General features: G+C 65.9%; 12 protein-coding genes and 1 pseudogene. 8 read left to right on the top strand and 5 right to left on the bottom strand.

The annotated features are described in order from the left end of the window. Positions 1-14: 14 nt before the first annotated feature. The 4 genes from map to FEZ32_RS00650 form a co-directional block, all read right to left on the bottom strand. Positions 15-728: a type I methionyl aminopeptidase gene (gene map / locus FEZ32_RS00665; RefSeq protein WP_244937998.1), complete on the bottom strand. Its 714-nt coding sequence runs from the start codon at positions 726-728 to the stop codon at positions 15-17. A 319-nt stretch (positions 729-1047) separates the two neighbouring features. Further along, entirely contained in the window at positions 1048-1713 is a 666-nt protein-coding gene (locus tag FEZ32_RS00660) for a response regulator transcription factor (RefSeq protein ID WP_084648531.1), read from the bottom strand. Between the two features lie 366 nt (positions 1714-2079). Further along, the gene (locus FEZ32_RS00655; protein WP_138679658.1) at positions 2080-3339 is read right to left on the bottom strand and encodes an IS256 family transposase; all 1260 of its coding nucleotides are present in this window, start codon (positions 3337-3339) and stop codon (positions 2080-2082) included. 101 nt (positions 3340-3440) lie between these two features. Next, on the bottom strand, positions 3441-4268 hold the full coding sequence (locus FEZ32_RS00650) for a histidine kinase (RefSeq protein ID WP_138679657.1): 828 nt from the start codon (positions 4266-4268) through the stop codon (positions 3441-3443). Positions 4269-5410: 1142 nt separating this feature from the next. Here FEZ32_RS00650 and FEZ32_RS00645 point away from each other — a divergent pair. From FEZ32_RS00645 to FEZ32_RS00635, 3 genes are read left to right on the top strand one after another with little or no spacing between them, the layout of a single operon-like run. Next, positions 5411-6139: an ATP-binding cassette domain-containing protein gene (locus FEZ32_RS00645; RefSeq protein WP_027588144.1), complete on the top strand. Its 729-nt coding sequence runs from the start codon at positions 5411-5413 to the stop codon at positions 6137-6139. Then, a complete protein-coding gene (locus tag FEZ32_RS00640; protein ID WP_051238204.1) occupies positions 6136-7392 on the top strand; it encodes a DUF7224 domain-containing protein in 1257 nt (418 codons plus the stop codon). Before FEZ32_RS00645 ends, FEZ32_RS00640 begins: the two co-directional genes overlap by 4 nt. A gap of 56 nt (positions 7393-7448) precedes the next feature. Then, complete coding sequence (locus tag FEZ32_RS00635) at positions 7449-7982, top strand: hypothetical protein (RefSeq protein WP_027588145.1); 534 nt, start codon at positions 7449-7451, stop codon at positions 7980-7982. A gap of 50 nt (positions 7983-8032) precedes the next feature. Here FEZ32_RS00635 and FEZ32_RS00630 read toward each other — a convergent pair. Next, positions 8033-8332 (bottom strand): annotated as a pseudogene (locus FEZ32_RS00630) (DUF2510 domain-containing protein); the annotation flags it as partial. A 381-nt stretch (positions 8333-8713) separates the two neighbouring features. Here FEZ32_RS00630 and FEZ32_RS00625 point away from each other — a divergent pair. The 5 genes from FEZ32_RS00625 to FEZ32_RS00605 all read left to right on the top strand — a co-directional run bounded on the left by FEZ32_RS00625 (position 8714) and on the right by FEZ32_RS00605 (position 13504). Beyond that, the gene (locus tag FEZ32_RS00625) at positions 8714-9118 is read left to right on the top strand and encodes a hypothetical protein (protein WP_126412629.1); all 405 of its coding nucleotides are present in this window, start codon (positions 8714-8716) and stop codon (positions 9116-9118) included. A gap of 53 nt (positions 9119-9171) precedes the next feature. Then, on the top strand, positions 9172-10056 hold the full coding sequence (locus tag FEZ32_RS00620) for a hypothetical protein (RefSeq protein WP_138679656.1): 885 nt from the start codon (positions 9172-9174) through the stop codon (positions 10054-10056). Between the two features lie 79 nt (positions 10057-10135). Beyond that, positions 10136-11557 carry a hypothetical protein gene (locus FEZ32_RS00615; RefSeq protein WP_126412628.1) on the top strand — a complete coding sequence of 474 codons (1422 nt, stop codon included), beginning with the start codon at positions 10136-10138 and terminating at the stop codon, positions 11555-11557. Continuing rightward, positions 11554-12249 (top strand): ABC transporter ATP-binding protein, encoded by a 696-nt coding sequence (locus FEZ32_RS00610; RefSeq protein WP_027588149.1) that lies wholly within the window; start codon positions 11554-11556, stop codon positions 12247-12249. The genes FEZ32_RS00615 and FEZ32_RS00610 overlap by 4 nt, the downstream gene beginning before the upstream one ends. Next, entirely contained in the window at positions 12236-13504 is a 1269-nt protein-coding gene (locus FEZ32_RS00605) for an ABC transporter permease (protein WP_027588150.1), read from the top strand. Before FEZ32_RS00610 ends, FEZ32_RS00605 begins: the two co-directional genes overlap by 14 nt. The last annotated feature ends 298 nt before the right edge of the window (positions 13505-13802 follow it).

The following is a 13802-nucleotide window of genomic DNA, read 5'->3' as shown; positions in this document are numbered from 1 at the left end:
ATGCCGGTGGTGTCTCAGCCCAGGGTGGTGAGGATCTCGGCGCCGTCGGCGCGGATCACCATGGTCTGCTCGAACTGGGCGCACCGGGAGCCGTCATTGGTGATGACCGTCCAGCCGTCGTCCCACTGGTGGGAGTGGTAGTCGCCCAGGGTGAGCATCGGCTCGATCGTCAGCGTCATACCCTCCTCCAGGGTGACGTCGTAGCGGGGCTCGTCGTAGTGGAAGACGATCAGACCGGAGTGGAAGGCGGTGTGGACGCCGTGGCCGGTGTAGTCGTGGACCACGCCGTAGCCGAACCGCTTGGCGTAGTTCTCGATGATCCGCCCGATGATGGAGATCGAGCGGCCGGGCCGGACCGCCTTGATGGCCCGGTTCATCGACTCCTGGGTGTGCGTCACCAGGTCGCGGGAGGCCTGGTCGACATCACCGCACAGGAAGGTGTAGCAGTTGTCGCCGTGGACGCCGTTCTTGTAGGCGGTGACGTCGATCTTGACGATGTCACCGTCCTCCAGCGGGCGGGCATCGGGGATGCCGTGGCAGATCACCTCGTTGACCGAGGTGCAGATCGACTTGGGGTAGTTGCGGTAGTCCAGGCTCGACGGGTAGGCGCCGTGGTCACACATGTACTCGTGGGCGATCCTGTCCAGGGCGTCGGTGGTGACGCCGGGGGCGACAGCCTTGCCGGCCTCGTGCATCGCACCGCAGGCGATCCGGCCGGCCTCCTTCATCGCCTCGATCACCTCGGGGGTCTGCACATGGGAGCCCTGGTAGTCCTCATCGACATCGCCCAGGCCGACATAGGGGGGCCGAGGGATGGATGCGGGGACGTCGAGACGGGGACTCACGGGGTAGGGCTTGATGGCAGTCACGTCTGCCTAGTGTACGAGGCCGTCGATCGGGGCGTGTACTACTCTGCAACCGTCTCTTGGAAGGCGACCGACATGCGTTCGTGGAGAACCTACACTGCAGGTATTGTTCTTTTCTTGACTGTCACTTTCTTGGCCCCTCCCAGTCAAGGGCCTGAAAACTCCTTCTGCAACCTATTTCCTAGCTTTCCCTCTTGTCGTCTGAGCTCCAATCTCTCAGTGTTGCAAGGCGAATCATTCCGAGCTCGGCTGCCTTGACAACTACTTCCAGGCGAGATTGTGTCTCGAATTTCTTGAACAGAGCCGACATGTGCTTCTTTATCGCGGAGCTGCTGAGGAATAGGTTCTCCTCAATCTCCCTGTTGGAGAGGCCGTGACCGAGAAGGGTGAGGACCTGGTGTTCGCGTTCGGTGAGTTCTGGCACGGGGAATAGTCTGTCTTCGGTCCCGGGTGGTGGCTCGCTCGAGTTGGTGATCCGTCGACCCAAGTTCTGAATAGTTGAGACTATTGCAGAGGGATTTGCTGTCTTCCGCAAATAGGCGGATGCCCCGAGAGCACTGACGGCGATCTCGGCACTGGCACTGGAACTGTTTGTCAGAATCACGATCGATGATGATGGTGAGATGGAATGAAGTTGAGCGGTGGTGTCATATCCATTGGTCTCACCTATGGCGAGGTCCACAAGATAAACATCTGCGGAATGCTCGGAGGCATATCGAATCGCATGATCTCCGTTTCCGAATGCGGCGACTGGATGAATTCCTGAGGTTGCGTTCAGTAGTGACATCAATGAGTCGCGGACGATGAAGTCGTCATCGACGATGACTACGGTGATCGGACGAGTCATGGGAATCACCTCCAATCGGTAGGGAGAGCGATGTCAGCCATGTCGTGGGATCAGATGTGCTCCTCATGCTACTGAATCGTCCGTTGAGGATCGCGACTCGCTCTCGCATGCCAATGAGGCCGTGTCCGCCGACACGTGACTCCTGGCGACCGGTGGCGAGTTGATTCGCAGCGGTGAACGTGACCGAGCGTCGCTCTGCATTGACGGTGAGGCGCAGCGTGCAGATCCCTGGGGCTCCGTGCTTGGCGATGTTTCGCGCCGCTTCGCGGATCCCAGCCACCAGGCAGCCATGGCACGCCGGGCTGAGCGCCAAGCGGTCAAGTCCCTGGTAGTGGTGTATCCGTTTCGTGATCTTTCGATACGGGGTCAGGCTGCCAGTTCGGGTGGGATGGGGTCTGCTCCTTCCAGGTGCGTCTGGTCCGGGCCGTCGGGGTTGTGAGTGCCTCGTGAGCGTTCCAGGACCTCCAGGCCCAGGTAGCGCCGGCCCTCGGCCCACTCATCGGTCTGCTCGGCCAGCACGGCCCCGACGAGCCGGATGACGGCCTCCCTGTTGGGAAAGATCCCCACGGCATCGGTACGCCGCCGGATCTCCTTGTTCAGCCGCTCCTGAGGATTGTTCGACCAGATCTGGCGCCACACGTCGACCGGGAAACTCGTGAACGCCAACAGATCGGCCCGCGCGGCGTCCAGATGGGCATGGACCTGGGGAAGCTTGGCCTCCACATAGTCCAGCAGCCGGTCGAACTGGGCGTCGACGGCGGCCGCGGAGGGCTGGTCGTAGACCGAGTGGAGCATGGCCTTGACCGCCGGCCACAGGCTCTTGGGGCACACGCTCATCAGATTGGCCGCGTAGTGGGTCCTGCACCGCTGCCAGGCAGCCCCGGGCAGGTTCGCCGCGATCGCCTCCCTCAGCCCGGCATGGGCATCCGAGGTGACCAGCCGCACCCCGGACAGGCCCCGGGCCACCAGATCGGCGAAGAACGTGTTCCAGGCCGGCCCGGTCTCAGCGGTGGCGACCTGGAGGCCCAGGACCTCCCGGTGGCCGTCCGCGTTGACCCCGGTGGCAGTCAGCACGACCGCGTTGATGACCCGTCCGGCCTCCCGGACCTTCATCGTCAGGGCGTCAGCGGCCACGAACGTGAACGGGCCCGCCTCGCCCAGAGGCCTGTGGCGGAAGGCCTCGACCTGGGCGTCGAGGTCGGCGGCCATCCTGGAGACCTGGGACTTCGACAGGGAGTCGATACCCAGGCTCTTGACGAGCTTGTCCATCCGGCGGGTGGAGACCCCGGCCAGGTAGGCGTCGGCGACCACGGTGATCATCGCCGACTCGGCGCGCTTGCGCCGCTCCAGCAGCCACTCGGGGAAGTAGCTGCCCTGGCGGAGCTTGGGGATCGCCACGTCCACCGTGCCGACCCGGGTGTCCAGGTCGCGGTGACGGTAGCCGTTGCGCTGGACGAGGCGGTCGGGGTCGGGGCGGCCGTACTCCGCGCCGGCGACCTGGTCGGCGTCGGCTGACAGGAGCATGTTGATCATCGTCTGCAGCAGTGAGCGCAGCAGGTCCGGGGAGGCCTGGCCCAGGGCTTGGTCCAGGACCCGCGTCGGGTCGACAATATGAGGAGCGGTCATCGTGGTTGTTCCTTTCGAGTGAGAAGTAGAGAGCTTTCTCGAAGGATCACACGGTGACCGCGCTGCCGTCCACCACGAAGTCGCGGAGGCCGACGGGTTGGTCACCAGCGGGTTACACCACCATAAGGGGCACTACTCACCAAGCCGGTCGCTGAGCCCACTACCATGGGTTGGAATCCATCGCCGCGGAGTGACTCGGCTGCTGAGTCCAGGACTTCTTGGAGGGGGGAGTGGTTGAGGAAGGCCGAGTCGAGATCGGGATCCGGATCCCGGAGGGCGATCAGGATCTCGTTGAGATCATCGGCGGTGGCGCGAGCGAGATCGCCCACCTTCTCGAGGGAGCCTCGGATGTTCGGGTCAGGCTGGGCGGACGCATCGGCGGAGGCCGCAATGAGCGAGATCCGGGACAACGACTGCAAGGCTGTGTCGTGCAACTGGCGAGCGATGATCTGTTGCTGCTGTTGTCGCTGGGATGCGTACTTGTACTTCAGTGCGCGTTGAAGCTGATGAAAACCGAATGTTGTCAACCATGTCAGGGAAAGGATGAATGCCCATCCGAAAGTGGCGAAGACCACTCTCCTGAGTGACTGAGGAGGAACAGCACGGGTCTCTGCGATGCAACTCAGCGTCAAGTACGCGAGCGTGAGGGAGGCTCCTGATCGCCACCGCCCGAGGGCGCTGCAACTGGCCACCGGAAGCAGGCCCGCGAGGGTGGCGAATGTCGAGTCAGTACCTGGAAAGAGGAGCAATGCTCCCTGGAAGGCCATGGCCACGCATCCGGCCAGGAGCGGCCAGCGGCCAGAGAAGGCCGCCGCGGTACACAGGGCGATCTCCAAGGCGAACGGCGCGACCTCTGCACCGTGCCGAGGAGGCGCTGTCATCAGCACTGCAATGAACAGGATTGCGATCGCGGCTGCGACCGCGGTCACGATACTCTCGAAGGTGCGGAGTCTCGCTCGAAGTCGCTTCAGTCCCCCCGCGTTCACAGGTGGAGAGTAGCGCTTGATCAAGTAGAGAGCGCAAGCCGGTCGGGGAATGGTTGATGATCGAGGCGGTGGGGGGAGGATGTGGTTGTCCGGCTCGTTGGCCGTTCTGGAATCGGTCCGGATGGGAGTTCTGCCGGCGAGCTGCACAGCCGGTGATTGGGGAGGCAGACGCGGCAGACATCGATCGTCTGATGCCCGTGGCGGCGGACAATCGAGGTGAGTGCGGTCCGGTGGGACTTTGTTCGGAACTACTCGGTGCCGGCCGCTTCACGCTGTGGGCGCGGGTTCGCGCAGGTGCCGACCTGGGGACGGTCATAGTTGTGTTGACCTGCTGGGCTGAACAGCGGATGGTCTTCCTGTGCTTGCGTCTCGCAGTCATCAGCGATGTTGCTGGCCTGCTGGTCGACGGCCCTGCTGGACTCTACTCAGCTCGCAGGGTGTCCCGGATGGATCCGTTCGACGTCCTGCGGCAGAGCTGATCATAGGCAGGCGTCGTTGTCGGTCATCACCAGGGGGACCGTGAGTCCGAGGCCTTCGTGAAGGTGGTTCCGTCTCAGACAGCCTTGATGATGCGCCCGCCGACGGTGTCGTCTGCCAAGACGTCTGGTCGTGGGCGTCCTGGAAGATCCACTCGAGCCGAGTGAAGGCTCCGGCATCTGAGCCGCTCGTCGCCTCGGGTGCGCAGGGTTGTCACCGGGCAGCGACCGACCCGCGCGATCTCCGAGAGAGATCTCGGCTACCGTGCCACACCACTGTGCGGGACATCCCTGACCCCGGTGGACGGAACTGGCGCCACCTCCTGGCGCTGGCGTTGGGTGGCCGCATGGACAGCATGGGACTCTTGGGAGGGTACCGATGAAGGTTTTCGGCGGCGTAGCAGATGACGCAATGGCGTGGTCCCGGGGGGGTCCGTGATCTCTTGCGGTGATGGCCTCGGTTCCCGGAGAGCCGGAAGAGGTGTCCAAATGTACCGATCTTGGTCTCGTATCTGTACCGGAGTGAAACGTCGTCGTAAGGTCATCCAAACCCAAGTTTCACGAATTCAGGGGATGGTTGAAGTGTTCTCCGCAAGCACCAGTGGATCGCTGCGGATCGACAGACTTGACTTCTCCTACTTCTCGACGCCTGTCCTACGATCCCTCAGTTGCCAGTTCGGCAGTTCCAGAACGGTGCTGCTCGGTCCGAACGGGGCCGGCAAGTCGACCCTGTTCGGCGTGCTGTCGGGTGCGCTCGCGGCACGCTCCGGCGCGGTCCTGCTGCCGGGAGCCGACAGCCCGACCTCCCGCCGTGAGCTGCGATCACGAGTCGGAATCATGCCGCAGTCCATCGCGCCAGTGCCGGGCCTGACCGTCGCCGAGCAGGTGGCCTATGCAGGCTGGCTCGCCGGACTGTCGGCCCGGCGGGCCGCGCGACGCGCGGGGGATGCGCTCGAGCAGGTGGATCTGGCCGGCAAGGCTGACGCCAAGGCGGGAAGGCTCTCAGGGGGACAGCTGCGTCGGGTAGGGCTGGCCCAGGCGATTGTCGCCGAACCGGAGGTGCTGCTCCTTGACGAGCCCACCGCCGGCCTCGATCCGGCCCAGCGGCTGCGATTCCGGTCCGTCCTCCGCTCCATTCCCGGAGACCGGGTGACCATCGTCTCCACCCACCAGATCGACGACATCAGCGAGCTCTACGACGTCGTGGCGGTGATCGAGGCGGGGCAGATGCGATTCACCGGCACCCCCCAAGAGTTCCTCGGGCTCGCAGGTCCCGGCCCCGGTCAGGCGGAACGAGCCTACTTGAGCCTGCTCCGATCAGAGGAGATCGCGCTGTGAGGTGGCTCACCAGAGTGCGCGTCTCCGCCGGGATGTGGCTGACCCCGCTCGTCGCCCTGCTGGTCGCAGCCAACCTCGGCGGTCAGGAGGGTTCCGGCGAGGGATACCGGCTGGCGGTGGCCACCCGTGACTCCTTCGATCTGCTGCTGGCCACCGGTCTCTGTGCGCTTGCCGGGGCGTGGGAAGGCGGAAGGTTGAGGCGGGCGGGAGTTCTCACCTGGCCCCGCAGGCGATCCGTTCCACGAGTCCTGGCGGCACCCTGGCTGATGTCGGTGGTCTCCGCCACCGCCGTCGCAGTCATCGTCTTCGCCCGGCACCGGGCATTCTCGGGTGGGGCCTCCATGGCCGTGGTCACCACGACCATCCTGTCGTTGTGGGTGTGGGCATTGGCGGGAATCGCCGCCGGCCTGTGGTCCCCGCCAGTCGTCGCTCTGCCGGTCTCATTCGCCGTCCCCGTGTTGTGGCTGATCCTGGCCCCGGTCAACTCGGTGCCGTGGTTGCGTCATCTCAACGGAGACTGGGTTGTCTGCTGCCAGGTCGACCAGACGCTGGCTCCAGCGGCGGTCACCGGGACGCTCACTGTGCTGGCAGGCGTGCTCGTGGCCGCCGGACTCGCAATCTGGGGGCGGAGCCGGACCATGAGCAGATCGGTCCGGCTGTCGATAGGCCCCGGGGTGGTCGCGGCGCTGGCGCTTGGACTGGTACTCGGTGGTGTGCAGGTCCACCATCTCGGGTGGGAGCCCGTTGATCCACGCCACGCCGCCGTCGCATGCACGACGGGCGAGCGGGTCACCGTCTGCGTCCTGCCTGAGCATGACGGACAGGCGCGCCACATCGTCTCGTTGGCGGACGCCGCATTCTCGCGATGGCAGGTGTACGGGGTGCGCACGCCGACCTCCCTCACCGAGGCGACCGGCCTTGAGCCGGGGAGCCGGGATGCCGCCGCGCTCGTGGCCAACGCCAGATACGACACGGACTTCGACATTCTCAACCAGGTGAGCCAGGCTCTCGCCACGGCCTCCTACCAGGCCCCCGGCACTCAGGTGCCTGTTGAGGTGATCCAGCGTCAGCAGCGCGCCCAGGCATGGCTGGTGCGCTCCGCCGGCGCCCAGGTCGGAGGCGGGATGGACGCTGCACGCTTCGGACTGGACCGGGAGGCCTGGGACTGGGCTACGGCGCTGCTGGTGAAGCCGAGGGCTCAGCAGGGCCGGACTGTCAACGCCGACCTTGACTACCTGGCTGCCTGCCGATGAGGGGGATTCTCGACACAGGGCGGGCCTTCATCTGGTGGGCGAAGTGCCGAGGCGGATTGGCGACTGACGCGCTGACCCTCCTGCTGAGTGTTCTCCTGGCGCTGACAGGCGGCGTTCGGGTGCAGGTGCCGTCGATCATCGGTGCGATCGGCGCGGACGAGCCCCTGGGATTCTTCATCCCGCTGCCGGTGATCGTCGCCTACGGGATCGGACTGGCCCGGCCCGATCGTCTCACCGAGTCCCGTTCGGCCCGGCCAGTACGGATCTGGGACGTAGCATTCGGCGTCCTGCTGGTGGTCCTGTTCCTGGCCGCTGCCGTCGCCGGTCCCCGCGATGCGTCGCTGATCTGCGCCCGCAGCACGGCCGCCGGGATCGGGCTCACTCTTCTCGCCGGACGCTTCTTGGCGGTGGCGGTGATATCGCTGCCTGCGGTGGGCTGGATCCTCATCGGAGTGCTCACCGGCAGAACGAACTACGGAGGTGACGCCGCCTGGAACTGGCCCATCCTCGGGCCCTCCTCCGGGATTGGATGGGCCTGGGCTGCCGGACTGCTGGCGGTGGGAGCGGTCGCCCACATGACCTCCCGATGACCCAGGTGGTGACGCGCGAGGGGGCGCTCGAAGGCTGGGGGGCCGCGCGCTCAGCTGACCTGGATCGACTCTCTGGCGGCGTCCACCAGTTTCTGGCGGGCGGAGTCCCCGATGGTCGCGGAGTTGAAGTAGACCCCCATGAAGTCGCTCTGGCCGGTGTCCATCACCACGACGTCGACGACGTCTCCGCGGACCTGGGGGAGGTTCGGGATGGACACGTAGATCTCGGTGCGTACCCACCAGCCGGTGTGGCCGTTGCGGTCGAACTCCTGCTGGGAGACCACCTTGGAGCCGGTGTACCCGGAGTAGTACTGCGAACTGGCGAAGCACTCGGTCATCATCCGGGCCGCGGCGAGGCCAAGGTCAGCATCGCGATGAAGAGCGCCGAGACGGCTGCCGCCAGGGGAAGTTCACATGAAGGGCGTAGACCTCCGTTGGCTGTGTGTATGTGCATCGTGAGTGGTCGCCCGAGATGGGGCTTGGGTGGCCGAAAGGACACCCCTGATGGGAATCTGTCGATCACCCTGACAGCGCGAGAAGGCGCCGAAGGCGTTGTGATGCACCTACGGCACCGTGGGCGGGGAGGATCTCGGCAGCTGTTTCACGATTTCTGGTGGACGACGACCGGGATAGGGGCCCAAAAGGACCGTTTTCGCCCAGAGTGCTCGACAGTTATCGTCACATCCCATACTGTGGTTCTCGTCGACCAACGACGAGGATAAGGGGCAACCATGAAAAAGAGAATCGCGGCGATTGCGATGGCCGGTGTCACACTGGTGTCCGTCATTGCTACGTCGCCCGGAGCGAACGCCGTATCGAATGCGAGCTGGTCCTCTGGCAAGGTTACTAGGGCTGTGTTGTGGGAGAACTACAACGGGGGTCACAAGCTCACCGTTCTGGGGACAGGAAATTGTACAGCATCAACGAGCGATGCTGACACCGTCATGTCTTGGATGGGGGACCGCGGCTGGAACGATGTCGTGAGTGGCGCTCAGGACTTTGCAGGTTGCGACGTCGATCTCTTCACGAACTTGGGATACGGTGGTGTTTCCACCGGATATGTGAACTACGGGCAGAACATCGGGTATGTCGGAGCCTCTCTGAATGACCGGGCCAGCTCGTTCAAGATCTCATGATGCACTCGGGAAGAATGCTAGTCATGCTGGCTGGGGTCCTTGCCCTAGCCAGTATGACGACAGCCTGCTCCCGTGGCGGTGACACGGGCGGGAACGAGGCCTCGGTCTCCATCCCGGACAACCCGCCGCCCATCACCTCGCTGAGTCAGATCAAGGCCCCGATGGCCTCCTACATCCTCAGCCCCGAGGATGCGGCCACCCTTCAGAACGCCGTCATTATCGTCGCGAACAAGTGCTCTCTGCGGTTCGGTGTGGTGAGCAGCCAGAAACCAGACAACGTGCGACTGCCCAGCGATGCCTTGGAACTGGATGGACGCTACAGCACCGTCGTCTCGCTGGACGGGGCACGACAGTACGGTTACCAGCAGGACCCGCGGTACGCGGTGAAGGTGGACGACAAGGAGAAGGTGAAGGACGCGGCTCCGGCCAATCCGAAGGAGAGGGAGGTCTTCAACGGAGTGACCGCTGACGGCCAGAAATCCTCCCTGAAGGACAAGAACGGCAACCTCCTGCCCCAGGGTGGTTGCTACGGTGAGGGTAACGCCGAGATCCAGGATCATGAGAAGGACTACTGGGCCGATCTCATCCATCTCTCGTCCGACGGTCTCGACAACGCTCTGGACCGGCTCGACAACGACTCCCGACTGCTCGACGCCGAGAAGAAGTGGGCGGCGTGCATGAAGACCAAGGGATACACCTTCACCCACAAGGATGACGCCGTCCAGTCGGTGGCCGGGAAACCTCGCGCCCAGCAGGTCAAGGTGGCCGTCGACGACGCCACCTGCTCCCAGCAGATCAACTACTACGGCATCATGTACGCACTGGACACGGCCTACCAGAATCAGTACATCGTCGCGCACCAGGCGCAGTTCACGTCGGCCCAGAACGGCGTGCGCAAGGCTCTGGTGACCGCGCGCGGCATCATCGCGAAGGGCTAGGTACCAGCAGGTGGACGACGAGGGTGAGTTCATGGCGGCCGGTCCGCGCCGGCGGCGAAGCGCCAGGGCAATCGCCGTCATGACTGTGATCGCGGTGGCTTTCCTGGCGGTCGGGCTGATCGCCGGCCATTTCCTCAAGTCGCCGGCCCAGCGCCAGGCCGACACCGCTCCACCTCCGGTCACGCCACTCACCGACACCGTCAAGAAGTCCGTCGTCACCCGGTCCGTGCCCTTCGGGGCGAGCCTCCAGCGCGGCATCAGGACCGACGTCACGTTGGACTCCGCAACGGGTGAGGATGCCGAACGCGCCGTGGTGAGCAGCCTCCGGGTCACGGAGGGCCAGAGCGTCCAAGGCGGCAGCGTCCTGCTGGAGGTGAGCGGGCGGCCGGTGATCCTGCTGCCCGGAGCCATGCCCTCATACCGGACCATCAGTCCCGGCGGCACCGGCCCCGACGTCGTCCAGCTGCAGAAGGCGCTCCGCTCGTTGCACTATCTCTCCGGCGAGGAGAGTGGCTTCGGCCCCGACACACAGGACGCTCTGGTGAGCCTCTACGGCAAGCTCGGTTACAAGGTCGCCAGCACCGGCAATGAAGAGGTGAAGGAGGCTCGCTCGGCCGTCGCCTCGGCCAAGGAGGCCGTCCAGTCCCGTCAGGACGACGTGGACACTGCGAGGATCGCGCTCACGCGAGCCCGCAGGCCGGCGGCTCAGTCGGTCCCCGCAGCATCCTCGTCCGGCTCCGCCACCTCCCAGGAGTCCGGCACCGACACCTCCCAGCAGGACGGCATCGTCGATGCCAGGAGGGCGCTGCGCTCGGCCGAACGGCAACTGGGTGAGGCCCAGGACACCCTCGCCGACGCCTCGACGGCCCTGGAACGGGCGCAGGCCAAGGCTGGGCCGACGCTGCCCCGCTCCGAGGTGGTCTTCGTGCCCTCGGTGCCCGCGACCGTCGCCTCGCTGTCCACCGCGGTCGGCAAGGAGGCGAGCGGCACCGCGTTCACTCTCGTGAGTGGTGCCCTGGTGGCGAGTGTCACCGGTCTCGATGCGGCTAGCGCGACGGGAGTCAAGGCGCGCCAGAGCGCCGAGATCGTCACCGACGACGGAGCCCGTCACGCAGCGGTGGTGTCCGCCGTCCAGATCACGACGGCCTCCTCCGGTCAGGACGGGCAGGGCCAGCCCGCGCAGACAGTCGAGGAGCAGGTCGGCATCGTCATCGCTCCGAGCGATCCGATCACTGCCGGGGAGGGTACCCAGGTGAGGGTCATCGTCAATACCGCGACCTCCCAGGCCCCGGTGCTCAACGTGCCCATCAGCGCTGTGGCGACCGGCGCCAGGGGAGATACCTCCGTCACCATCGTCGATAAGGGGACTCGACGCGTCGTGCCGGTGGTCACCGGCCTTCAGGGAGACGGACGTGTCCAGGTGAGCGGTCGCCTCTCCGAGGGAGACACCGTGCTTATCGGCGACTCCATCCAGCCCTCCTCCTCACCGAGCTCGAGATGATCGGTGCTCCTTCCGCCGTCGGTCCGGTGCTCGAGTTCGTGGCGGCGGGCCGCACCTACGCCGGCCCGCCGGAGGTCACGGCCCTGCATCCCTGCTCCCTGGTGATCGAACGCGGCGACCTGGTGACCGTGTGCGGGCCCAGTGGCTCCGGGAAGTCGACCTGGCTCAACCTGGCCGGGCTGCTAGACCGTCCCAGCACCGGCTCGGTCGTGGTCAATGCGGTGGACACCGGGCGGCTCAGTGCCGACCAGCGCACCGCGATCCGCGGCGGCTGGCTCGGTTTCGTGTTCCAGTCCTTCCATCTCATGGCGCACCGCAGCGTGCTGGAGAACGTGTGCCTTTCGGGGCTGTACCGGTCGATGCCGCCGGCACGGCGATGGGAGCGGGCCAGTGAGGTGATCGAGAGCGTCGGGCTCGGCGCCCGCCTCAACGCGCCCGCCCGCAACCTGTCGGGAGGCGAGATGCAACGCACTGCCATCGCCCGCGCCATGATGAACAGTCCCCACCTCATGCTCTGCGATGAGCCCACCGGAAACTTGGACTCCCAGAACGGGGCCCAGGTGATCGATCTCCTTGACGAGCTCCACGACCAGGGGATGACCATCGTCATCATCACCCACGATCCGGTGATCGCTCGGCACGGGGACCGCCAGATCCAGATCAAGGATGGTCGGGTCCATGAGATGGCGTAGGAGTGGGGCCGGGGCCGCGGACGCCGGGCAGTCCCCTCAGCTGCCCCGCTCCACCATGAGGGCGGCCGACCTCTTCGCCGAGGCCCTCGCCGGCATCACTCAGCGGCCCGGACGCTCCGTCATGACGGCCCTGGGCACGGTGCTCGGGGTGGCCGTCCTGGTGTGCGTGCTCGGACTCACCAGCTCCGCCGCCGCCCAGATCGGCAGCAGATTCGACCCGCTCACCGCCAACGAGGTCTCGATCACCGACCCTGGGGACGGGGTGACCGTCGCCTCTTACACCTTTCGGCCCGACGCCGAGCAGCGCGTGAAATCCATCAACGGGGTGGAGGAGGCAGGCATCGGCTGGAGCCTTCACGACGTGAAGGGACAGGTCTCGCTCCTCCCGCCGCCCGGCACCACCGATCCGGACACGAAGTTGGCCTACATGGCCGCGTCCCCCGGTCTGCTCGCCGAGGCCGGTGCGACACTGTCCTCTGGGGCTTTGTACAACGACTGGCACGAGCGCACCGCCCAGCCGGTGGTCGTGCTGGGCCCCGGGGCTGCCCGACAGCTGTCCATCACGCGGGCCGCCGTCGGACAGACCATCTGGATGGACGGTCATCGCTTCTTCCTGATGGGCATCCTGTCGAACACCCAGCGGCACGCGGAACTGCTCAATGCCGTCATCATCCCCAGTACGACCGCTCGTGCCCTGTTCGGAACGCCGACGGGGGCCGGCGCCTTCACCCTGTGGGCGCAGGTGCGCCCCGGGGCGGCGGCCGTGGTCGCGTCGCAACTCGCCGACGCGGTGAACCCCGATCTGGCCGGCACATACAAGGTGACGAAGCCCCCGGACATCTCCTCCCTGAAGGATCAGGTGAACACCGACATGGAGGGGCTGTTCCTGCTGCTGGCCGCGGTGAGCCTGGTGATCGGGATGGTGGGGATCGCCAACACCACCTTCGTGTCGGTCATCGAGCGCACCCCCGAGATCGGTCTGCGGCGGGCGCTGGGAGCACGGTCGCGACACATCCTCTCCCAGTTCCTCGTCGAGGCTGTGACGCTGGGCACCCTGGGCGGGCTGATCGGTGCGAGCCTGGGCACCGTCATCGTCGTGGCGACCTGCTGGGCGAAGCAGTGGACGGCCGTTCTGGACTGGCGCCTCGCGGTTCTCGGACCCGTCGCCGGCCTGCTGGTCGGCGGCCTCGCCGGCCTCTACCCGGCCAGCAGGGCATCCCGGATCGAGCCGGTCGACGCCCTGCGGCAGAGCTGACCGGTAGCAGGCGCCGTGGTCGGTCATCACCGCGGTGACCGTGTCGCCGATGCCGGCGAGGAACGCGTTCGCCCGGCCTGGGGCGGGAAGCCCTTCTGGCTGACCATGCTGCGACACCCGACCGCCGTCGGCAGGTCTCGGGTCTTGCCGCTGTCGTGGCCGGCGGCAAGCGGACGTGATCCGCTCGGGGAGTGCGAGGCCTTCGTCGAAGCGGCTCAGCCGCTCCGGCGTGGTCCTGCGGCGGTAGGCCCCTGCGCCGTGCACGCTCATCGCCAGTCGATGGATGCGGGCCGAGTCC

This window comes from Acidipropionibacterium jensenii (assembly GCF_005890135.1).
GTDB classification, from domain to species: domain Bacteria; phylum Actinomycetota; class Actinomycetes; order Propionibacteriales; family Propionibacteriaceae; genus Acidipropionibacterium; species Acidipropionibacterium jensenii.
Note: the sequence above shows the minus strand (reverse complement) of the source record. Positions and strands in the feature narration are given on the sequence as shown.

Coding starts and splice junctions, on each gene's coding strand:
- FEZ32_RS00605 (WP_027588150.1), top strand. CDS start 12,236: ATGAGATGGCGTAGGAGTGGGGCCGGGGCCGCGGACGCCGGGCAGTCC.
- FEZ32_RS00620 (WP_138679656.1), top strand. CDS start 9,172: ATGACGACAGCCTGCTCCCGTGGCGGTGACACGGGCGGGAACGAGGCC.
- FEZ32_RS00610 (WP_027588149.1), top strand. CDS start 11,554: ATGATCGGTGCTCCTTCCGCCGTCGGTCCGGTGCTCGAGTTCGTGGCG.
- FEZ32_RS00660 (WP_084648531.1), bottom strand. CDS start 1,713: ATGACTCGTCCGATCACCGTAGTCATCGTCGATGACGACTTCATCGTC.
- map (WP_244937998.1), bottom strand. CDS start 728: ATGAAGGAGGCCGGCCGGATCGCCTGCGGTGCGATGCACGAGGCCGGC.
- FEZ32_RS00615 (WP_126412628.1), top strand. CDS start 10,136: ATGACTGTGATCGCGGTGGCTTTCCTGGCGGTCGGGCTGATCGCCGGC.
- FEZ32_RS00625 (WP_126412629.1), top strand. CDS start 8,714: ATGAAAAAGAGAATCGCGGCGATTGCGATGGCCGGTGTCACACTGGTG.
- FEZ32_RS00655 (WP_138679658.1), bottom strand. CDS start 3,339: ATGACCGCTCCTCATATTGTCGACCCGACGCGGGTCCTGGACCAAGCC.